This window comes from Amycolatopsis sp. (genome assembly GCF_035276945.1).
Classification (GTDB): domain Bacteria; phylum Actinomycetota; class Actinomycetes; order Mycobacteriales; family Pseudonocardiaceae; genus Amycolatopsis_E.
The window spans coordinates 24,332-43,815 of the sequence record NZ_DATELF010000177.1; the positions used below are offsets into that span (position 1 = coordinate 24,332).

General features: G+C 68.3%; 18 protein-coding genes and 1 pseudogene. 7 read left to right on the forward strand and 12 right to left on the reverse strand.

Features of this window, described 5'->3' with window-relative positions:
- Window positions 1–210: 210 nt before the first annotated feature.
- Window positions 211–605 (forward strand): annotated as a pseudogene (locus VJT49_RS32350) (NUDIX hydrolase).
- 5 nt (window positions 606–610) lie between these two features.
- Here VJT49_RS32350 and VJT49_RS32355 read toward each other — a convergent pair.
- Window positions 611–1,630, reverse strand: a complete 1,020-nt coding sequence (locus tag VJT49_RS32355; RefSeq protein WP_324168773.1) for a GTP-binding protein — start codon at window positions 1,628–1,630, stop codon at window positions 611–613.
- 122 nt (window positions 1,631–1,752) lie between these two features.
- On the opposite strand from VJT49_RS32355, the gene VJT49_RS32360 reads away from it, so the two are divergent.
- The 3 genes from VJT49_RS32360 (at window position 1,753) to VJT49_RS32370 (ending at window position 4,851) form a co-directional block, all read left to right on the forward strand.
- Window positions 1,753–2,328, forward strand: a complete 576-nt coding sequence (locus VJT49_RS32360) for a hypothetical protein (RefSeq protein ID WP_324168775.1) — start codon at window positions 1,753–1,755, stop codon at window positions 2,326–2,328.
- A 303-nt stretch (window positions 2,329–2,631) separates the two neighbouring features.
- Window positions 2,632–3,864, forward strand: coding sequence for an MFS transporter (locus tag VJT49_RS32365; protein ID WP_414636135.1), 1,233 nt, complete (start codon window positions 2,632–2,634; stop codon window positions 3,862–3,864).
- 66 nt (window positions 3,865–3,930) lie between these two features.
- Window positions 3,931–4,851, forward strand: a complete 921-nt coding sequence (locus tag VJT49_RS32370; RefSeq protein WP_324168776.1) for an MBL fold metallo-hydrolase — start codon at window positions 3,931–3,933, stop codon at window positions 4,849–4,851.
- On the opposite strand, the gene VJT49_RS32375 is transcribed toward VJT49_RS32370, so the two are convergent.
- From VJT49_RS32375 to VJT49_RS35630, 7 genes are all read right to left on the reverse strand, one after another.
- Complete coding sequence (locus VJT49_RS32375) at window positions 4,848–6,248, reverse strand: protein kinase domain-containing protein (protein WP_324168777.1); 1,401 nt, start codon at window positions 6,246–6,248, stop codon at window positions 4,848–4,850. The two genes, VJT49_RS32370 and VJT49_RS32375, sit on opposite strands and share 4 nt — an antisense overlap.
- A 173-nt stretch (window positions 6,249–6,421) precedes the next feature.
- Window positions 6,422–7,684 (reverse strand): alpha/beta hydrolase domain-containing protein, encoded by a 1,263-nt coding sequence (locus tag VJT49_RS35625; protein WP_422652944.1) that lies wholly within the window; start codon window positions 7,682–7,684, stop codon window positions 6,422–6,424.
- 350 nt (window positions 7,685–8,034) lie between these two features.
- On the reverse strand, window positions 8,035–8,847 hold the full coding sequence (locus VJT49_RS32385; protein ID WP_324168779.1) for a xanthine dehydrogenase family protein subunit M: 813 nt from the start codon (window positions 8,845–8,847) through the stop codon (window positions 8,035–8,037).
- Complete coding sequence (locus VJT49_RS32390) at window positions 8,844–9,314, reverse strand: (2Fe-2S)-binding protein (protein WP_324168780.1); 471 nt, start codon at window positions 9,312–9,314, stop codon at window positions 8,844–8,846. The genes VJT49_RS32385 and VJT49_RS32390 overlap by 4 nt, the downstream gene beginning before the upstream one ends.
- A complete protein-coding gene (locus VJT49_RS32395; protein ID WP_324168781.1) occupies window positions 9,311–11,566 on the reverse strand; it encodes a xanthine dehydrogenase family protein molybdopterin-binding subunit in 2,256 nt (751 codons plus the stop codon). Before VJT49_RS32395 ends, VJT49_RS32390 begins: the two co-directional genes overlap by 4 nt.
- An 82-nt stretch (window positions 11,567–11,648) precedes the next feature.
- Window positions 11,649–12,416: a sulfite exporter TauE/SafE family protein gene (locus VJT49_RS32400; protein WP_324168782.1), complete on the reverse strand. Its 768-nt coding sequence runs from the start codon at window positions 12,414–12,416 to the stop codon at window positions 11,649–11,651.
- A 424-nt stretch (window positions 12,417–12,840) separates the two neighbouring features.
- Window positions 12,841–13,158, reverse strand: coding sequence for a hypothetical protein (locus tag VJT49_RS35630; protein WP_422652942.1), 318 nt, complete (start codon window positions 13,156–13,158; stop codon window positions 12,841–12,843).
- Between the two features lie 206 nt (window positions 13,159–13,364).
- Between VJT49_RS35630 and VJT49_RS32410 the strand changes: the two genes are divergently transcribed.
- Both VJT49_RS32410 and VJT49_RS32415 read left to right on the forward strand, forming a co-directional pair.
- Window positions 13,365–13,748 carry an STAS domain-containing protein gene (locus VJT49_RS32410; RefSeq protein ID WP_324168784.1) on the forward strand — a complete coding sequence of 128 codons (384 nt, stop codon included), beginning with the start codon at window positions 13,365–13,367 and terminating at the stop codon, window positions 13,746–13,748.
- A 91-nt stretch (window positions 13,749–13,839) separates the two neighbouring features.
- Window positions 13,840–14,682 carry an SAM-dependent methyltransferase gene (locus tag VJT49_RS32415; RefSeq protein WP_324168785.1) on the forward strand — a complete coding sequence of 281 codons (843 nt, stop codon included), beginning with the start codon at window positions 13,840–13,842 and terminating at the stop codon, window positions 14,680–14,682.
- Here VJT49_RS32415 and VJT49_RS32420 read toward each other — a convergent pair.
- Entirely contained in the window at window positions 14,679–15,848 is a 1,170-nt protein-coding gene (locus VJT49_RS32420; RefSeq protein ID WP_324168786.1) for a hypothetical protein, read from the reverse strand. The two genes, VJT49_RS32415 and VJT49_RS32420, sit on opposite strands and share 4 nt — an antisense overlap.
- 11 nt (window positions 15,849–15,859) lie before the next feature.
- Window positions 15,860–16,297 (reverse strand): cupin domain-containing protein, encoded by a 438-nt coding sequence (locus tag VJT49_RS32425; RefSeq protein ID WP_324168787.1) that lies wholly within the window; start codon window positions 16,295–16,297, stop codon window positions 15,860–15,862.
- 343 nt (window positions 16,298–16,640) lie between these two features.
- Here VJT49_RS32425 and VJT49_RS32430 point away from each other — a divergent pair, with 343 nt between their 5' ends.
- On the forward strand, window positions 16,641–17,759 hold the full coding sequence (locus tag VJT49_RS32430) for an HNH endonuclease (protein ID WP_324168893.1): 1,119 nt from the start codon (window positions 16,641–16,643) through the stop codon (window positions 17,757–17,759).
- A 131-nt stretch (window positions 17,760–17,890) separates the two neighbouring features.
- Here VJT49_RS32430 and VJT49_RS32435 read toward each other — a convergent pair whose 3' ends face one another.
- Window positions 17,891–18,676, reverse strand: coding sequence for an inositol monophosphatase family protein (locus tag VJT49_RS32435; protein ID WP_324168788.1), 786 nt, complete (start codon window positions 18,674–18,676; stop codon window positions 17,891–17,893).
- Window positions 18,677–18,686: 10 nt separating this feature from the next.
- Complete coding sequence (locus VJT49_RS32440) at window positions 18,687–19,313, reverse strand: GTP cyclohydrolase II (protein WP_324168789.1); 627 nt, start codon at window positions 19,311–19,313, stop codon at window positions 18,687–18,689.
- Between the last annotated feature and the right edge of the window lie 171 nt (window positions 19,314–19,484).

A 19,484-nucleotide genomic window follows, 5' to 3' on the forward strand; every position in this document is an offset into this window, starting at 1 on the left:
CTTATTATCCACATGGGACGCTTTCCTCATCCGCGCACATCCCGGCGCTGGCCGCACCGCAACACGTCGACGAAACACCAGGGCGAGCACCATGCCGCGAAGCGCTCACAGGTTCGATATGATCGGATCGCACACAGCGACCGAGCAGGGGCGCCAAGACGGCCCTCGCTCACACCCCACTCCCCCACGAACGAGCAGAGAGAGGCATCCATGACCATCGACAAGATCGTTCGGATCCGGCTGGAAGCCGGGAAGATCCTCAGCACCCGATCACGAGGCAAGGACGTCTGCGACATCCCGGGTGGGAAGCGCGAACCCGGCGAGAGCCGATGTCCAGGCCCTCGTGCGAGAAATCCATGAGGAACTCTCTGTCGCCATCGACCCCGCCACCGCCGGACAGGTGGGCACCTTCGAGGCCCAGGCACACGGCCACGCCCGGAACCCTGGTGCGCATGAGGTGCCACACGGCGGGCCACACGGGAACACCGAGTCCCAGCAACGAGGTCGAAGAAGTGGTCTCGTCGTCCTACGCCGATCGTGACCGTGCGTCACCTCTCGATCAGCTGATCTTCGATCACCTGCACGGGAGCGGCCGGCTCACCTGACGCGACTACAGCTCCGCGGTGTGCCGGAGCACGCGCAGGAGCGCGTTTCCGTCGATGGCCGACGGGTCCGGCTCGACGCACTCCTCCAGCCGCGATTGGAGATCGTCGGCGTCGAAACCCACCCCGATCAGCACCAGACTACTCCGGGGCGCCGTCCCGGACGGCCAGCGTGAGCGCTCGAAGCTCAGGTAACGGCCCACCGTGTGCAGGGCGAAGCGGTCATCGGTCAGTCCGAAATGGAGGAAGCCCTTGGCCCGGTAGAGCCCGGGCGGCCGCCCGTCCAAGAACCGCATGAACCTGCGCGGGTGCAGCGGATCGTCCGAGGAGAACGTCATGCTCTGGTAGGTCGCGTGCGGATGGTCGTCGTGGTCGTGCAGCAGATCGTCGAACGACAGTTGCGCGCTCGCCGGACGTTCGACCCGGTCGAACAGCAGATCCAGCGGCACCCTGCCGCGCACGGCCGGCACCACCGGACGGCCCTCGCTCACCTCTTCCACCAGCGTCAGCACACGCGGGAGGGAGGACGGCTCCAGCCGGTCCGTCTTGTTCAGCACCACCAGATCCGCGAACGCCAGATGCCGGTCGAGCTCGGGATGCCGGGCACGGCTCGGCTCGAACTCAACAGCGTCGACAACCTCGATCAACCCACCGTAGGAGACCCCAGTGGAACTCGCCAGCACCAGCCGCACCAGTTCACGCGGTTCGGCCAGACCGCTCGCCTCGATGACGATCACATCGAGGTCCGCGTCCGCCAGCCTCTCGAGCAGGTCGTCCAGACCGCGCGCGTCGACGGCACAACACAGGCAGCCGTTGCTCAGCGAAAGACCCGCGTCCACCTGCCCCGCCACCGTCAGGGCATCGATGTTCACGGAGCCGAAATCGTTGACCACCACCCCGATCCGGGTGCCACGGGTGCTGGTCAGCCAGTGGTTGAGCATCGTGGTCTTCCCGGACCCGAGGTACCCGGCGACGACGATGACGGGAATCCCCTCGCGCACGAGGCCGAGCATAACCAGCGTCCTCATCGGACAGTCCGGGCGGGACAGGTGTGAGCCGGGTCAAGAGCCGGGCCGGACCACCAGCGGGAAGGCCGTACCGTTCCGATCCAGGACGGAACGACCAGGAATCCGTCCGACGAGAGCCGTACGTGCAGGCCGAAAAGGTGGCGATCGCCGAGCCGGGCATGGTGCGGCAGGCTGTCGCCGCGGTGGCCATCGGCCTCTACCTCCGGCTGCGGCTCGACGAGAACCCGGCGTTCGAGAAGCTGCTCGAAACCGAGCGACACCGCCCGGTGCGCGCGAACTTCCGCGCGATTTTCGCCGGCTGCTGGGCGGTCGTGCTGCTCTGCGGTGGGCTCGTGCCGGCCTGGAAAGTCAACCACCTGGTCACCAGCTACCTGCCGGCCTACCTCACGGGAACCCTTCCCGGGCACGGCGAGCGTGGCATCGGCGAGACCGCGGCCCAGGCCCTGCAGATCGGGATGCTGCCCGTGCTGATGGCTCTCGGTATCACCGTTCGGCGGCACGACCTCCACCGTGATGAGCGCACTGGTCGCGGCGACTGGCGGCCGGAACTGACCCGGCTCCTACCTGATGGCGGCCGGACTGGCCGGCGTGGTACGCGGCTAACTGATGCGGCAAACGGCACAAAAATTCCTCACTGGATCCCCGCCGACGTCACCACCGAGCGGGAGGCGAAACAACTGGTCGATGCCAACAAATAGGTCACCGTTGCGGCGCCTCCGGAGTGGTCATGCCCTGGCGCAGCAGCGTCGCGCCGATCCGCACGACACCGAAGACGCCTCGGCATTCATGGCGGCGGTATCGAGTGGTGTCGATCGTCACACCTGCGCTCGCGGCGAGAAGCGTTAGCGGAAGCGGCGAAACTCATCTGTCGCAATCGACACATCGGCAAAGGGTTTGGCGGACGGTAACTTGGCTGAGGCCCGGCAAAGCGACGCCGGGTTCCCCGGGCTGCCGCCGTCGTGGGCGCGCCTGTCTGAAGTGTCCCCCAGGAAAGGAACACCGTGCGGCGAAATCTGCCGCCGATGCTTGCCGCGCTCGCGAACCGCAACTATCGGCTTTGGGCCGCCGCCGACCTCGTGTCGGTCAGCGGTGGCTGGATGCAGGTACTCGGCCTCAACTGGGTCGTGCTTGCCCGCACCGGATCGGCCACCTCGGTCGGCTTCTCGGTGCTGCTGAGCACCTTGCCCGCGCTGATACTCGGGCCGTGGGCGGGCGCGCTCGCGGACCGGTTGCCGCCCAGGAGGATCATCCTGGCCGGAGAATCGCTGCATCTGGTCACGGCTGTCTCGCTCGCCCTGATGGTGTGGGCGGGCCTGCCCTTGGCCGGCATCTACGCGCTCACCGCCGTAGGCGGGCTGATCGGTGCGCTGGAGGGACCGGCGCTCGGCCGGTTCGCGGGCCAGGTGGTGCCGCCCGCCGAGCTCGGCAACGCGCTGGCCTGGAACTCGGTCACCAACTCGGTCGGGCGTGTGCTGGGCATGAGCCTGGCGGGTGTCCTCGCGGCGGTGGTCGGCGACCCGCTGCTCTTCCTGATCAACGCGGCCACCTTCGTCGTGGTGATCGCGGCGATCCTGGTGATGCGGCCGGGCGAGTTCCACCCCCTCGCGATCAGCCCACCGGAGGAGACCGGAGTCCGCGCCGGGCTCAGGTACCTCCGTGGCCGCCGGGCATTGGTGGTCCTTTTCGCACTGGGGTTCGTGCTGTCCGGGCTCGGCCGGAACTACCAGGTCACGATGGCCGCGATGACCCAGGGACCGCTCGGCGGGGGCGCGGCGGCGTATGGGCTGCTGTCCGCGGTGTTCGCGGTCGGCACCGTGGTCGGCGGAATCATCGCGGCCCGGTTCGCCGAGCTCACCGTTCCCCTGCTGCTCGGCGCGGCCGCGGTGACCAGCGTTCTGCAGGCGGTCAGCGGGTTCGCGCCGGGCGTGCTGTCGTTCGCGGCGGTCATCGTGCCGATCGCGGCCGGCGCGGTGCTCATCGACACCGCGAAGAGCACCCGGCTCCAGCTCGATTCCGCCGAGGGCATGCGCGGGCGGGTGCTCGCGATCCACGGCACGATCGCCGCGGCGGCCGGGGCGACCGGTGCCCCGCTGCTGGGCTGGCTGTGCGAGTTCTTCGGCCCACGCGAGGCGCTGGTGCTGGCTGGGGTGGTCACGCTACTGGCCACCGTGTTCGCGGCCGCCGCCCTGCGCACCCCGGATGACGTGCCCGCCGTGGCCATGGCGGAAGCGTAGGCGAACACAGCGCGTCGAGCGGGGCATTCACCCGGCGCGGCATGCGGAGCTGGCAGACTTCGTGGCATGAACGATGCCGCGGAACTCCGCGAACTCACTCCCGGGGTCTGGGCCTGGGAGCAGCAGGACGGCACCTGGTGGGTGAACAACGCGGGCGTGATCGGCGGGACGGACGGCCTCATCCTGGTCGACACCTGCGCCACCGAGGCCCGGACGCGACGTTTCCTCGCCGCCGCCGAGCAGGCGAGCGGCGGGGCGCCGATCCGCATGGCGGTCAACACCCACCAGCATGGCGACCACACCTACGGCAACAGCCTGCTCCCGGACTCGACCATCCTCATCGGCCACGAAAACATGCGGGAGGGGCTGCGCACCGACCCGATCATCGACGGCTGCCCGCCGTTCTGGTCACCGGTGCCGGACTGGGGCCGGGTGCACCGGCGCGTCCCATCGGTGTCCCTGCAGTCGGACCTGGTGCTGCACACCGGCGACCGGCGGGTCGAGCTGCGCCACCCGGGTCACCCGGCGCACACGACGGGAGACGTGGTGGCCTGGCTTCCCGGCGAGCGCGTGCTGTTCAGCGGCGACCTGCTCTTCCACGGCCTGACCCCGTTGATCTTCATGGGCTCGCTGGAGGGCGCGCTCCGCTCACTCGATTGGCTGAACAACTTCGGCGCCGAGCGGATCGTGCCGGGGCATGGCCCGGTGCTCGATGCCACCGAACTGCCGTCGGTCCTCGCCCAGCATGAGCGGTACTACCGGCTCGTGCAGGAAGCCGCCAAAACCGGTCGTGCGGCCGGCCTTTCCCCGTTGGAAACCGCACAGCACGCGGATCTCGGGGAGTTCGCCGGGTGGGCGGACAGCGAGCGGCTCGTGCTCAACCTGCACCGGGCTTACGCCGACGCGGAAAACCGCGAACTGGACCTACCCGCCGCGTTCAGCGACGCCGTCACCTACCACGGAGGACCGTTGCCTACCCGCGTCTAGAGTTCACGGCAGGTCAGGTTGACCTGCCGGGCCGAGCGGTTGCTGTGCACGATGGCGGTCAGGCCGAAGCTCGTGGACTCGTAGGCCTTGACCGTCGCGTTCCAGTCGGCACTGGTCACCGTGATCGCGGAACCGCGCTGGGACAGGGTGCCGTTCCACAGATTGCTGATCCGGTGGCCATCCGGCAACGCCCAGGTGACCCGCCACCCGTTCAAGGTGACCCCCTCGTCGTTGCGGACGGTCACCTCAACCTGGTAACCGCCAGGCCACGCGTTGACCACCTGGTACCGCGCATCGCAGCCGCCGCGATCGGACGTGTCGTCGTCGCTCTCGTTGCCGCTGGCGGGCGGGCTCGACGTCGTCGATGCGGGAGCCGGCGACGGAGGTAGCTGCTGAGCCTCGGCCTGCCCGGCCGGCTTCCCGGTCTGGCCCAGCGTCGCGGCCAGCGCTGCACCGCCGGAGGCCAGCACTCCGATCATGGCGACGAGGGTGAGCCGCCGCGCGACGCGCGACCGGCGCGGCCCCAAGGGCATGAACCTGGTCTGGGGCATCGACCGCAGGAGCGACGGCACCGGCCGTCCCTCGGCGACCGCGGCCAGCCCCTCGCGCACCAGGAGCATCGACGGGCGCTCCTCGGGGTCACGCCGCAGCAGGCACAGCAACACGTCGGTGAGCGGCCCGGCATGCTGGGGCGGGTTGATCTCCTCCCGCGCGATCCGTTGCAACAGCGCGATCGGGTTTTCGTCGGTGCCGTACGGCGGTTTGCCTTCCAGCGCGAAATACAGCGTCGCGCCCAGCGCGAACACGTCCGACGGAAACCCGGCCTCGGCGCCGCCCGCCACTTCCGGGGCCAGGTAGGCCGGGGTGCCGACGATGAACCCACTGCTGGTCACGGTTCCTTCGCCGGCCGCGCGGGAAATGCCGAAGTCGGCGAGCTTGGCGGTGCCGTCCTCGGTGATCAGCACGTTGCCCGGGGTGACATCGCGGTGCACGATGCCTTCTTCGTGTGCGGTGGCGAGCGCGGACGCCACCTGGCTGCCGGCCTTCGCCACGAAATCAGGTGGCAGCGTGCCGCGCTTGGTGACCAGCGCCGCCAGGCTCTCCGCCGCCAGGAACTCCATGATCAGGCAGGGTTTCCCCTGATGCGCGACCACGTCGTGCACCATGATGGCGTGCGGGTGCCGTAGTCGGGCGGCCACTCGTGCCTCGCGCATCGCGCGTAGTCCGGCCTCTTCGGCGTCCGCCTCGTCGGCGGCCGCGTCGATCAGCAGCTGTTTGACCGCGACCACACGATCCAGCCGTTCGTCGCGGGCCCGCCACACCACGCCCATCGAGCCCCGGCCCACCCGGGACAACAGGCGGTAGCGCCCAGCGATCAACTCACCCTCGTCCGTCACGGCGAATCCTCCGGGTCGACGAGCACGCTCGACACCAACTTTGCCTCAAAGACACGACCAACGGCAGGGAACGGTTCGAAAACCTCCGAAAAGGTGGCGTTCGGTGCGCCCCCGCGCACCGAACGCCACCTCGGCAAGCCGGTCCGTTACGGAATCGGAGCGGCGGCCGCTCGTTACACCGCTTCGGTGTGGTCGGCCGGGAGCAAGTACCCGGCCATCCGGGCCGCGTTCGCCGCGACCATGAACTTCGCGACGTAGGTGGCGTGATCGGGATAGAGCTGGCGGATCCGGTCGGCCGGGAACGGCATCGTGGTGGCCAGCAGCAGGCAGGCCCCGAACACGTTGCCCCCGCTGTTGTTCGGCGCGTAGGCCGCGACCGGGACATCGAGATCGGGAAGCCGCATGCCGCCGAGGGCGTTCCCGTCGGCGCCCCAAAGAATGACCGGGCCCAGCAGGGTGCTGATGTCCGGCGCGGCCGGCGGGGCGGCGCCGCCCCTGGCCCACCGGTCGAGGTAGAAGAACCCGGCGTTCTGGGCGTAGCGGAAGGCCATGCTGCTGACGGGCTTGTCGCAGGAGACGGAAGCACCGTCGTTGATGCTCTTGTCCCTGGCGTTGACCATGTTGTGGAGGTTGAGACCGAACTGCTCGGCGTGCGCGGTACCCGCGACCTCCCAGACCTTCGCGGTGTTCTGCCGGACCGAGGAGGCGAACGCGATCTCGGTTTCGGACTGGATCTCGAACACCGGCACGGCCAGATCCTGCCAAATCATGGCGGTCAGCGGCGGGATCAGCTCGGTGCCCACCGGCGCCGCGGAGGGGCGCGGCCGTGGATCATGATGCCGTTGAAGACGTTGTCCTTCGGCTGGATCGCGTCGGCGTAGGTGGTCAGCCGGAGGGCCGACTGCGAATGACCGGTCGCCAGCACGACCGCCGGGGTGCGCCCGCCGAGCAGTTTTGGACGTGTGCGCACGGCCTGGGCCGCCTACGAGAAGATGTCGTAGGACTGTGTCATCGGTGAAGTTGACCGCGCTGTAGCGGGCCGAGACCTCGCTCTTGAGCCTGTCCGCGCCGGCCTTCTGCACGGTGACGCCGACGTAGGCGTACCCCGAACGCACGAAATGCTGACAGGACTGGAAAAAGTCCTCCGGAACGTCCACATTGAAGCTCACGTTGAGCCACTCGGCCACGACCGTGCCGCTGAACTTCTCGGGGTCGTTCGGCCGGACCACGACAATTCTGGCGGTATAGCCGTTTCCGGTGCCGGCCATCCTGGTGTTCCAGACGCCGTCGGAACCCCGGCTGCCCGACTGCTCATAGGTGGTCGCCTGGCCGGACATCAGGTATTCGTGTTCGCCGTAGCCGTAGCCGTAGCCGGCCAGGTCCAGGATTCCCTTGGCGCCGCTGACCGGCCAGCCCCGCCCGGCGTTGTCGGCTATCGGGCGATCGTGGGGCTCGGCACCGCCGCCGAGGCGCTACCGGAAATGGCTGTCACCCCGCCCAGGACGATGGCGAGCACCGCCATCATCGACCAGAGTTTGCGCATGCCCGTCGGTCTCCGTCGGGTTCGGCAGCAGAACACGGCGAGTCTGTGACGGGCGACGGCCGGCAAACATCGGCGAAACCACCGGCCGCCCGGCGCGTTGTCAGCGGAAGACGATCAAAGGCGGCGAAAGTTCGGCCTGGGCGACAAACCGGCGGTGGTTTCGCAAGCTGAAGTTCCAGCCGAGGAAAAGGGCGCGGAACGGTGTGAGGGGAAGCGCGGACGGCGCTCCCCCTCACGCGGCTCCTACGCGGCGGCGGTGGTGAGGGCGCGGGTGGTGAGCACCCGGGCGAGATGGCGGCGGTATTCGGCGGTGGCGTGGGGCTCGTCGACCGGCGAGGTGTCCTCGGCCGCGAGCGCGCCTGCCTCGGCCGGCGAGGCGCCGGAGGCCAGCGCCTCTTCAGTGGCGCGGGCTCGGACCGGGGTGCCGCCCATGTTGATCAGGCCGACCGACCTGCCCACCACCGCGACACCGACGATCGCCCAGTCGATGGCGCGGCGGGTGAACTTCTCGAAGCCCCAGCCCAGCCCGGTCTGCCGTGGCACCCTGATCTCGGTCAGCAACTCGTCCGGCTCCAGCGGCGTGGTGAACGGGCCGAGGAAGAACTCCACCGCCGGGATCCGCCGCTCGCCCGACGGGCCGCGGACGACCAGCACGCCGTCCGAGGCCAGGATCGCGGCCGGCAGGTCGGCGGCGGAATCGGCGTGCGCCAGCGAGCCACCGATCGTGCCCCGGTGGCGGATCTGCAGGTCGCCCACGAAGCCCGCGACGTGCGCGAGCAGCGGCGCGTGCTCGGCGAGCACGAGGTCGCCGTTGAGGTCCTGGTGCCGTGACAGCGCCCCGATCGCGATCTCGTCCCCGTCGAGCCGGACGTAGCGGAGTTCGTCGATCGCCGCGAGATCCACCAGCACCTCGGGTGCCGCCAGCCGCAGCTTCATCAGCGGCAACAGGGACTGCCCGCCGGCGAGCAGCTTGGCGTCCTCGCCGTGCTCGGCAAGCAGGCCGAGTGCTTCGTCCACAGTGGACGCTCTGCGGTAGCTGAACTGAGCCGGGATCACCGGTCGACCTCCTGCCCGGACGCTTCCATCACCGCGTTGACGATGTTGTGGTAACCCGTGCAGCGGCACAGGTTGCCTTCCAGGCCCTCTCGAACCTCGGTCCGCGTGGGCTTCGGGTTGTGCGCCAGCAGCGAGGCGGACGCCATGATCATCCCGGGCGTGCAGAACCCGCACTGCAGGCCGTGCTGCTCGCGGAACGCCCGCTGCAACGGGTGCAGCTCGCCGTCCGCACCCGCCATGCCCTCGATGGTGGTGACCTCGTGCCCATCCGCCTGCGCGGCCAGCACCGTGCACGACTTGACCGACTCACCGTCGAGCAGCACCGTGCAGGCGCCGCACGAGGTGGTGTCGCAGCCGATGTTGGTCCCGGTCAGCCCGGCGTTCTCCCGGACGAAGTGCACCAGCAGGGTGCGGTCCTCGACCTCGTCGGAGAACGGCTGTCCGTTGATCTGAATGGTCACTCTCATTTCCTTGCGTCCTCCAACGCCTGCCAGACCCGGATCGGGGTCGTCGGCATGTCCAGGTGCTTGACGCCGAGGTGCGCCAGCGCGTCCACCACGGCGTTCTGCACGGCGGGAGTGGACCCGATGGTCGCCGCCTCACCGATTCCCTTGACACCCAGCGGGTTTCGCGTCGTGGGTGTCGCCATGTCCACCAGCTCGAAGTCCGGCAGCTCGGTGGCACTGATGAACGAGTAGTCGGCCAGCGTCGCGGTGGTGGGGTTGCCGTCCGGGTCGTAGCTCATCACCTCGAGCAGCGCCTGCGCCGTACCCTGCCCGAGCCCGCCGTGCCGCTGGCCCTGGAAGGCGAGCGGGTTGACCACCGGGCCGGCGTCGTCGACCGCGATGATCCGCTTCAGCACGACCTTGCCGGTCTCGGTGTCCACCTCGACCACGGCGAGGTGGGCGCCGAACGGGAAGGTTGGCGTTCCATCGCCGAACCACACGTCGGCGGACAGCTCACCCTCGCTGACCTGTGCGGCGAGCTGGCTCCAGGTGAGCACGCCGCTCGACGGCGCGCCACGCACCTGCCACGCACCCTGCTCAACGTTCAGCTCGAGGTCGTCCGGCGAGGCCTCCAACAGGTCCGCCGCGAGCCGGCGCGCCCGGTCGATCACCTGCCCGGCCGCTTCCCGCACGGCCGAACCGCCCAGTTGCAGTGACCGCGAACCGAAGGTGCCGACGGCCTTGGGGACCTCGTCGGTGTCGCCGTGCCGGATGGTGATCTTGTCCATCGGGATGCCGAGCTGGTCGGACAGCAGCATGGTCAGCGTGGTGTCCAAACCCTGGCCGTGCGGCGAGCTGCCGGTGTAGGCGGTGACGGTGCCGTCCGGGTTGATGTCGACACGGCCGCTCTCACCGCCGGCGTCACCACCGGTGATCTCCACATAGGCGGCGAGACCGAGGCCAAGCACGACCGGGTCCCCCGCCTCGCGGCGACGCGCCTGCTCAGCCCGGAGTTCGGCGTACCCACCGGCTTCGAGCGCCTTGTCCAACGCCTTGGCGTACTCGCCCGTGTCGTAGTTCGCGCCGGTCGGCGACTGGTACGGGAACTCGTCCGGGCCGATGAAGTTGACCTTGCGAACCTCGGCCGGATCCTTGCCGATCTCCGCGGCGAACAGGTCCATCGCACGCTCGATCGCCGCGGTCGCCTCGGGCCGCCCGGCACCCCGGTAGGCCCCGATCGGGGTCGTGTTGGTCGCGACCGCGCGGCTCCGCGTCTCGATCTTCGGGAAGCGGTAGACACCGGTGGCCATCAGCTCGGTCAGCGTCGGCAGGAACAATGCGCGCGGATAGGCACCCGCATCCTGGATCACGTCCAGCCGGAACGCCTGCACGGTGCCGTCCCGCTTGCCGCCGATGGTGACGGTGTTCTGCTGGGCGCGGCCGTGCGTCATCGAGGTGAGGTTCTCACTGCGCGTTTCGGTCCAGCGGACCGAACGGCCCGACCGCTTCGCCGCCCAGCCCAGCACCACCACTTCCAGGTCGGCGCCGATCTTCGCGCCGAAGCCGCCGCCGACGTCCGGCGTGATGACGCGGACCTTCTCCTTCCCGACGCCAAGCCCCGCCGCGATCGCGGAGCGTGCGAGCTGCGCGTTCTGCGTGGACAGCCAGACGGTCAGCCGCCCGTCCTCGCCCCATGTGCACGAGGCGCCACGCACTTCGAGCGGAGCCGGGGCCACACGCTGGTTGACGATGGTCTGGGTGACGACGACCTCGCAGGCGTCGAACGCGTTGTCGTCGAAGGGCCCGCCGTGGGTCTGAAGCAGGTTGCCGCCGACCTCGGGGAAAAGCACCGTCTCGTCGGTCAGCGCCGCGTCGATACTCGCGACGGCATCGAGCGGGTCGTAATCGATGTCGATCAACTCGGCGGCGTCCGGGAGCTGGTAGCGCTCCTCGGCAAGGACCAGCGCGACCGGTTCACCGACATAACGCACCACCCCGTCGGCCAGCCACGGCTGCGCGACCGGCGCTTCCGTCGGCGCCGGCGGCGTGAGGTCGACGTCCGCGAGCGTGTAGACGGCCACGACACCGGGAGACACGAGCGCCGCTGAGGTGTCGATGGACGAAATTCTGGCGTGTGCGATGGGACTGCGTACGAACATCGCGTGGACGGCTCCGGTCAGCGCCTCCTCGCGAAGGTCGTCGACGTAGGTGCCACCCTGCGTGATCAACTTCTGGTCCTCGATGCGGACCACTCTGGTGCCGACGATGCTCAATCTGGCCTCCTGGATGGAGTGGACACCCAAGATCATGCCCTCTTTCGGGCGACAAAGCCCCACGGGAGCAGCTGCCTTCCGTTCACCGGAACGCCTGCCAGGCCAGCACGGTCGCCAGAGTAAGCCCGGCGATGCCGATCGCAACGCGTAGTGGCGTCGCGGGCACTCTGCGCACGATCGCCGGGCCGATCCACGAGCCGGCCACCGATCCCGCGCACACCGCCAGCGCGGCGGGCCAGTGGACCTTGCCGGTGAACGCGAACACGGTCGCGGCGATCAGGTTCGCCGCGCCGATCGCCAGGTTCTTCGCCGCGTTCGACCGGGCCAGCGACTGGGTCCAGACGGTGGACACCAGCGCCAGCATCAACACCCCGGCCGCGGCACCGAAATAGCCACCGTAGACGGCGACGCAGAACGCCGCCGACGCCGTGGCGGGGCTCGCGCCGGAAAGCCCGGACCGCTCAGCCACCGCCCGCAGGCGCGGTCCCGCGAGCAGCACCAGCGAGCCGGCCGCGATCAGCCACGGCACCACGAAAGTGAACGCCTTCGACGGCGTGAACAGCAACAACGCCCCTCCGCACGCGCCGCCCACCGCCGAGATCGAGCACAACCAGAGCACGCGGTGCCGCTGTCCGGCCAGCTCTGGCCCCGAGCCCGCCATCGTGCCGATCGTGGTGCCCACCATCGCGACGGTGTTGGTGACGTTCGCCGTGACCGGGGGCAGTCCCGCGGCGAGCAACGCGGGATAGGACACCAGTGAGGCCAGTCCCGCCGTCGACCCGGCCAGCCCGGCGCCCACCCCCGCGAGCCCGAGCATGATCAGCGTCAGCACCGCCCCAGTTTCCGGCATCGGCAAGTTCCGCGCCTGGAACTGTCATCATGGCAACACTTTTTCCATCACTGGCGGTTTGTGCCGATGACCGGGCCGTCCGTACCGCACTCACCGAGCCGATGCGTAGGCCAGCGTCGCCAGCAACTGCACCCCGGCCGCGACGGCCAGGCAACCTCGCAGCGACCAGGTGACCAGGGGCCCGCCAGGGCGGACCCGATCGCGACGCCCGCGACCTTCAAGCTCGCTCCCGTGGTGAAGATCTACGTGCGCGACGCTTCCGGCGCCTCCGGTGCCGTAACGCGCGCAGACCGGTGGGATGCGGACCTTCGCCGATGCCCGCGACAGGGCGGCGACCGCCAGCCCGAACGAACTCGCTGAGGCAGCCAACAGCAAGCCCGCGCACCGAGTGCGGCAGCGCCCGCCCACACGAGTGCGTCCGGCCTCAGCAGGCCGGGCCCGCCTGACCAGCCACAATGGTGAGCACCCTTGGCATCTGCACGCCGACGGCGGCGATAACGGACCGCGGGGCGAGTGGTTCGTGTCGTCCTCGGCGCTGGCCCTGGCGATGCTGCTCGCCCGAACGACAGGTCGTCCCCGGCGGGATCGGTGCCGTGCGGTCCTGCCAGGCCGTGTACCTCGGCGCGGGCAATGGCGGTCCGCGAAAGTACTGCTCGGCCAGATGCGCGACGCGAAAACGCGTCGCCGCCCACCGGGCACGGGGCACCTGACCGAGCGGCACGCTGGCGTGCACGTCGATCAACTCCGCGCTGCTCTACTCCCGGATTGTTCATCCCCGGCCGGCCGCTCGACGATGCCTTCACCGACTACCTGGTCGACGGCGTACTACTTCCGTTGCTGGAGCACCGTTCCTGGGAGCTCCCAGGTGGCAGACGATCACCTTCTGCTTCTGCGGCGGAGTGCTGGCCTCGTGTCGCCATTGCGGCGCGAGAACGGCATGATGTCACCATGACTTCGCCCGACGCCCTGCCGCCCGGCGACCGATCCGGCCCGGCACCCAGTGTGACGGTGAACGTGGAACACCGTGAGGGCGGTGTCGTCGTCTTGTCGGTCGCGGGCGAAATAGACCTGGTCAGCGCACCCTCTCTGGAGGAGCCGCTGACTCACGCGCTGGCGGAACGGCCGAAGATCCTCATCGTCGACCTCACCGAGGTGGGCTTCCTCGCCTCCGCCGGGATGTCGGTGCTCGTGGCGGCCCACAACCGGGCCGGCGAGCACACCGACATGCGGCTGGTCGCCTCGGGCAGCGCCACCTTCCGGCCGATGGAGCTGACCGGCCTCGCCGAAGCGCTGGCGATCTACCCGGATCTGAACCAGGCCCTGGGCAACTGAGCTGGGCCATTCACAGGAAGCCCCTCGCTCGATTGGGTCAGCCGCACTAATGTGTGAACCCACTCATACGACAATTTCCTGCGAGGCCGCAATGCCCTTCACTTCGCCCAGCCAGATCCCGGTCGGTGTCGATCCGACGAGACCGAGTATTGCCCGGATCTATGACGGATTTCTGGGCGGCAAGGATCATTACGAGGTCGACCGGGCGGTCATGGACAAGATTTCGGCAACGGTACCGGAAGCTTTGCACATCGCCCGGGGCAACCGTGGATTCCTCAACCGGGCATGCCGTTTTCTCTCCGCCCAGACCGGCATCGAGCAGTACCTGGACTGCGGCTCCGGGCTGCCGAGCGCGGAGAACACACACCAGATCGCGCAGCGATCCAAGCCCGACGCCACGGTGCTCTACGTGGACAACGACCCGGTCGTCCTGGCGCACGGGCGGGCGATGCTGGAAGAGAACGGTTTTACGCATATGGTTGCCGCGGACATCTTCGACCCACCCGCGGTGCTGAACCACGAAACCGTCGTCAAACACATCGACTTCAGCAAGCCGCTGGTGTTGTTGCAGGTCGGTACGCTACATCATGTCGAGGGCGACAGCGGACCCGAGATCATGCGGCAGTACATCGACGCGCTGCCCTCGGGTTCCTATGTTGTGTTCTCCCATTTCTTTGATCCTGAAATTCCTGAGCTGACCGAGATCGCGAAACGGATCGAGCAGGTCATGGTGCAGGGCCCACTGGGTGCGGGCCGGTTCCGCACCCGTGCCGAACTCGAGGCAATGCTGCCAGGTCTCGAACTCATCAAGCCCAACGCACTGTCCGAGCCCGGGATCGTCATCTGTGACCAGTGGTGGCCGGACGGCCCGCAGGTGGTCCCGTTGAGCAAGGCGGCGCATTGCATCGCCGGCGCTGTCGCCCGAAAGCCCTAGGTCAGATGCCGTAGCGAGCTGTGACGACCGACGGAGTGTCGAGATTGCGGCCGACATCGATGGACTGGGCGAGCCGGATGTACTGCCCCTCGGCCCACATCAACGGTCCGCTCGCAGCAGCCGAGCTCCTTGGCGGTCGCCCCGGCGACCCCGCTCACCGGGCTGTACCGGGGAAAGGCACCGGGCTGGTAGGTGGTGCCGTCACCGGGACTCGCGGTGGCGATGAACTGACTGTTCCACATGAACTGGGCCATCCGCCTCGCCTGTGCGGTGTCGCCGGCCGCGAGCAGCCCGGTGGCCTGCTGGTAGAGGTCACGACCCCATACGCGGTGATAGCCCTCACCCGCGGCGTCCGCGCTGACGAAGTTGCCCCACGGCGTCAACAGTCCTGCCACGCTCGCGCCGCGATAGGTCTTGTCCTCCGCCGAATGCAGCGCCATGATCGCCACGTAGTAGGCGCGACGGCGCTGGGTATCACCGGAGACGCTGGCCGGCGCCGCCTTCAAACTGTCCACATAGGAGTTCCAGTTCGTCCGGTAGGAGGCCTCGACGGCACCGAAACCCGCGGACAGTGAGTCACCGGCCGCGGCGAGCGCCGTGGTCGACGTGCTGCCGTAGCCAAGCACGACCGTGAAGACCGTGTCGGCACCGACGGCGATCTGCCCGCACTGCACGGCGTTTCCCGGCGCGGACAACGAATCGTACTGCGTGGTCAACATCTTCTGCGCGGTGACGTCCACGTTGCAGTCGCTGGCCGTGACCGCGTAACCGTTGTCGTGCGCGATGAACCCACTGGAGGTCCGTAGCGCCGAAACGATTCCGGAATCGCTGGCCAGCAGTGCGCCGGAAGCGCTGTCCCACCACGCGTTGTCGTTCGTTCCGGTATTCGCGATGCAGACCGCGATGATCTCGGTCCAGCCAGGCGAGTTCATCACTTCCCATCCCGCGGGCGGTTGCACGTCGCGGCGGAAGCTGGTGAACCAGCTTGCCCGGGCTGACGAGTTCCGCGAGTCGCGCCGGTCCCGCTCATCCGGATCCTGCGGCAGCGCACAGAACGGCGACACGTCGGCCCGGTAGCGCACCGCCCGCCCGCACCACTCGGCGAACGCGGGTTGCGGGCCGGTCAGTGAGGGCCAGGCCAGATTGTCCAAAGAAGACACCGACACGGCGGTCACTCCTACTGGAACGGGCAACCGGGATTCGGCGCGTCGTCCGACAGCGGGCTGCCCGCCGGGTCAACGTAGAGCACGTCCAGCACCAGCGGAGTGGCGCCAAGATTTCGTCCGATGTGGACATGCTCGCGCCCGCTGGGCTCGGTGAGCGCATCGCCCGCGTGATAGATGCCGTCCACGGCACAGTCCGCGGCGTTGTGAGTAAGCGTGCCCTGTCTCACCAGCCCATACAGAGTTCCCTGATGGAAATGCCAGCCGGTGCCGCCGCCGGGCGCCACCGTGATCTCACGGAGGATGTAGTCCTTTCCATCGACGGTGCTCTGCGCGATGATCTTCGCGGTCACACCGTGACTCTGTGTCGCGGCGGCTGTGGCGGGGGCCACGGCCACGACCACGGCGAGCAGGCACGCTCCGACCAGCCGGAACCGGTGAACGTTACGCATGGGGCGAATCCCTTTCCGCAGGGTCATTGAGCGCAGCGCGCAGCAGAACGGCCAGGTGGTGTCGTCACTTCCCCGAGTCACTGTCACAGAGGCACCTCACAGAGTCACTGTCGCACCAGGCTAGCCAGGTGGACGAGAACGCACAACCTCCTGGCCGTCATTTCGCTGACGATTTGACTTTTCCCGGCTGAAAATTCATTCTTGCGGGTGACGATCACTAGTTCGAATCTTTGGGTTTCGGTACCGTGGTGGTGTTCCCCACAAGGAGGCTTCCATGCTCGACGTATTCTCCCTATCCGCCAAGGACATCGACGTGCTCTCTGACGACGAAGCGGTCGAAACGATGGCCGCCGCTCGGCGAGCGGCCTGCCAGGCCGACGCGATCCAGGCCAGAGCGATCGCCCGGCTCAACCAGATCCGGGGCCATACCCGCTGGGTCGCCGACGAAGTAGCACTCGAATTGTCGCTGACCAGGCAGATGGCTCAGGCGCGAGTCGAGTTGGCCACTTCCCTGACCACGCGGCTGCCGAAGCTGCTCGCCGCGATGGCCAACGGCGAGACGGACCTGTTCACCGCCAAGAAGGTTCACGAGGTCACCGCGCCCCTGACGGACGACCAGTGCCGCCAGGTCGACCAGAAAATCGCAGGCCGCATCGCCGGAAGAGATCCCGGCTCGGTACGCGCCATCGCACGCAGGGCCACCCACGACGTCGATCCCGAAGGCTACGCGGAACGTGCGAAGAAACGCCGCAAGGACCGCAAAGTCCGCCTCATTCACGAAAACGACACTATGGCCTCGCTCTGGGCGTATCTCCCCGCCGAAATCGCCACCGCCGTCTACGCCCGCATCGACACGATCGCGCGCAAGCTCAAGAACAAGGACGAACAACGCACGCTCGACGAACTACGCGCGGACGTGTTCGCGGACCTGCTGCTCGGCAAACTTGGCGGATTCGCCCGGATCCTCCCGCAAATCTTCATCCACGTGCCCCTCGGCGCGGCGCTGAACGTCAGCGACGAGGGCTGCGAGCTCGCGGGGCACGGCACCATTCCCGCCGACATCGCCCGCGACATCATGCAGAACCCAGCCAGCGTCTGGCGAAAAGTGACCTGCGACCCGGTATCGGGGGCGGTCCTGGACGTCGGACGCAGCCGCTACCGCCCTCCCGCCGCGCTAAACGATTTCGTGCGAGTAAGGGATCGCGAATGCCGGTTCCCCGGATGTCACCGCCCAGCCCAGCGATGCGAAGCCGACCACAACCGCGACTACGGACGCGGCAAGGAAGGCCACACCTCACACTGCAATCTCTGCTGCCTTTGCCAGAATCACCATCATCTCAAGGACGTACCCGGCTGGACCTTCACCCTCGATCCCGATACGGGCCAACTCGACATCACCACCCCGACCGACCGCAGCCACCACACCCGGCCCGAACCCGTGCTCCGACCACGAAAATCCTGACTGGGCGTCCGCGGTCTGGAAGCAGAGCTGAGGAACAGAGTGCCACCCGGAAACGCTGTGCGCCGAATGGTGGGAAGCCGATCGGCAACGATGACCGGACCACCGTCCGCGCGGGAAAGGACACCTGACGGCTACTCGACCAGTGCCGACATGATCACTTCGCGCAGGCCGGCGCAGACAGCGATGGTCGCCGAGGAATCGGCGGTGTGCTGGGTGTTGTCGCGGTCGAGCACCACCCCGCCCGCTTCGCGCACAAGGAGCACGCCGGCCATGGTGTCCCATGGCAGGTTCGCCAAAATGATCGACGCTTCCAGCTTTCCGTGCGCAACCCACGCCAGGTCGATAGCGGCGGTGCCGATCATGCGGATGCGCTGGGCGCTGGCCCCGAGGCGACGCAGCAGCGCGATCCGAAGCCGGTTGTTTGCCTCCGCGCCCTCGCCCACCGCGAAATCCCCGATTGAGATCACCGCGTCGGACACCTCTTGCGCGCCGGAACTGTGGATGCGCTCGTCCCCTGCGTATGCGCCGTACCCGTCTACGGCGGTATAGGTGATTTCGAGGAACGGTAGGTCAATAGCCGCGAGCACGCCGCGCCGGTCGGCCACGAGACCTAGCGATACAGCGGACAGCGGAATACCACGGGCGAAGTTCGCCGTGCCGTCCACCGGATCCAGCGCCCACCACAGCTCGCCGTCCGCCGGACCGGTGCGGCCATGTTCCTCCCCAAGGATCCCGATGTCCGGGGTCTCCCTGGCCAGGAATTCCCGCACCGCGTCCTCGACAGCGAGGTCGACGTCCGTCACCATGTCGCGCTCGCCTTTCGCGGTGACCGACACGGGTGCACGGGAACGGATGATCCGGTGCGCCAGCGCGACGGCCTCGCAAGCGACCGGCAGCAGCTCGCGGTAGCCGCCCATCAGCGCACCATCACGAATCGGCCCCTCGCACGACGTCCAGCTGCGGCAGGTCGTGCCCTAGCCGGTCACGCTTGGCCGTCAAATACGCGAGGTTGTCCGGGCTGGCCGGCACCAAAAGCGGAACCCGCGAGGAGACCGCGATCCCGTTCGATTCCAGAGCGCGGATCTTGTCCGGATTGTTCGACATCAACCGCACCGACCGCACTCCCAGGTAGCGCAGTACCCGCACCGCCGGCCCGTAGTCCCGCACGTCCACCGGCAGTCCCAGGCTGGTGGCCGAATCGACCGTGTCCAGCCCCTGCTCATCCTGCAGGATATGCGTTCGCACCTTCGCGACCAGACCGATTCCGCGGCCTTCGTGCCCGCGCAGGTACACCAGGATGCCGCTGCCCTCGCGCACGATGGCGTCCAGCGCCGAGTCCAGTTGGTCACCGCACTCACAGCGTGTCGCTCGGAAGATGTCGCCGGTCATGCACTCGGAGTGCACCCTGACCAGCACGTCTTCGTGTATCCGTTGGCCGTAGACCAGTGCCATGTGTTCATGCCCGTGGTCCCGGAACGCGACGCTGCGGAAGGTGCCGCGCCGGGTGGTCAGTTCGGACTCGGCGATGTCCTGGTCGATGCTTTGGTTTTGCATCCGCCTCCCCTTTGTCGTTGGAAGAGCATTGGCGACGGTACCCGGTTACGGGCGTTTTGGAACCACACTGCGCCGTCCAGGAGCGCAACGCCCAGCCCCCGTACGAGGAGGGCAAACTCCCCAGGCCACCGAGCCTTGGGGGTGCTCCACCCTCACATCCCCGCGGAGGGC

What these genes read in the sequence shown, in the direction of transcription:
- VJT49_RS32415 (WP_324168785.1), top strand. Translation starts at nt 13,840, where the DNA reads ATGCCCTTCACTTCGCCCAGCCAGATCCCGGTCGGTGTCGATCCGACG.
- VJT49_RS32355 (WP_324168773.1), bottom strand. Translation starts at nt 1,630, where the DNA reads ATGAGGACGCTGGTTATGCTCGGCCTCGTGCGCGAGGGGATTCCCGTC.
- VJT49_RS32435 (WP_324168788.1), bottom strand. Translation starts at nt 18,676, where the DNA reads ATGGGCGGCTACCGCGAGCTGCTGCCGGTCGCTTGCGAGGCCGTCGCG.
- VJT49_RS32430 (WP_324168893.1), top strand. Translation starts at nt 16,641, where the DNA reads ATGGCCGCCGCTCGGCGAGCGGCCTGCCAGGCCGACGCGATCCAGGCC.
- VJT49_RS32400 (WP_324168782.1), bottom strand. Translation starts at nt 12,416, where the DNA reads ATGCCGGAAACTGGGGCGGTGCTGACGCTGATCATGCTCGGGCTCGCG.
- VJT49_RS32410 (WP_324168784.1), top strand. Translation starts at nt 13,365, where the DNA reads ATGACTTCGCCCGACGCCCTGCCGCCCGGCGACCGATCCGGCCCGGCA.
- VJT49_RS32390 (WP_324168780.1), bottom strand. Translation starts at nt 9,314, where the DNA reads ATGAGAGTGACCATTCAGATCAACGGACAGCCGTTCTCCGACGAGGTC.
- VJT49_RS32440 (WP_324168789.1), bottom strand. Translation starts at nt 19,313, where the DNA reads ATGCAAAACCAAAGCATCGACCAGGACATCGCCGAGTCCGAACTGACC.
- VJT49_RS32370 (WP_324168776.1), top strand. Translation starts at nt 3,931, where the DNA reads ATGAACGATGCCGCGGAACTCCGCGAACTCACTCCCGGGGTCTGGGCC.
- VJT49_RS32425 (WP_324168787.1), bottom strand. Translation starts at nt 16,297, where the DNA reads ATGCGTAACGTTCACCGGTTCCGGCTGGTCGGAGCGTGCCTGCTCGCC.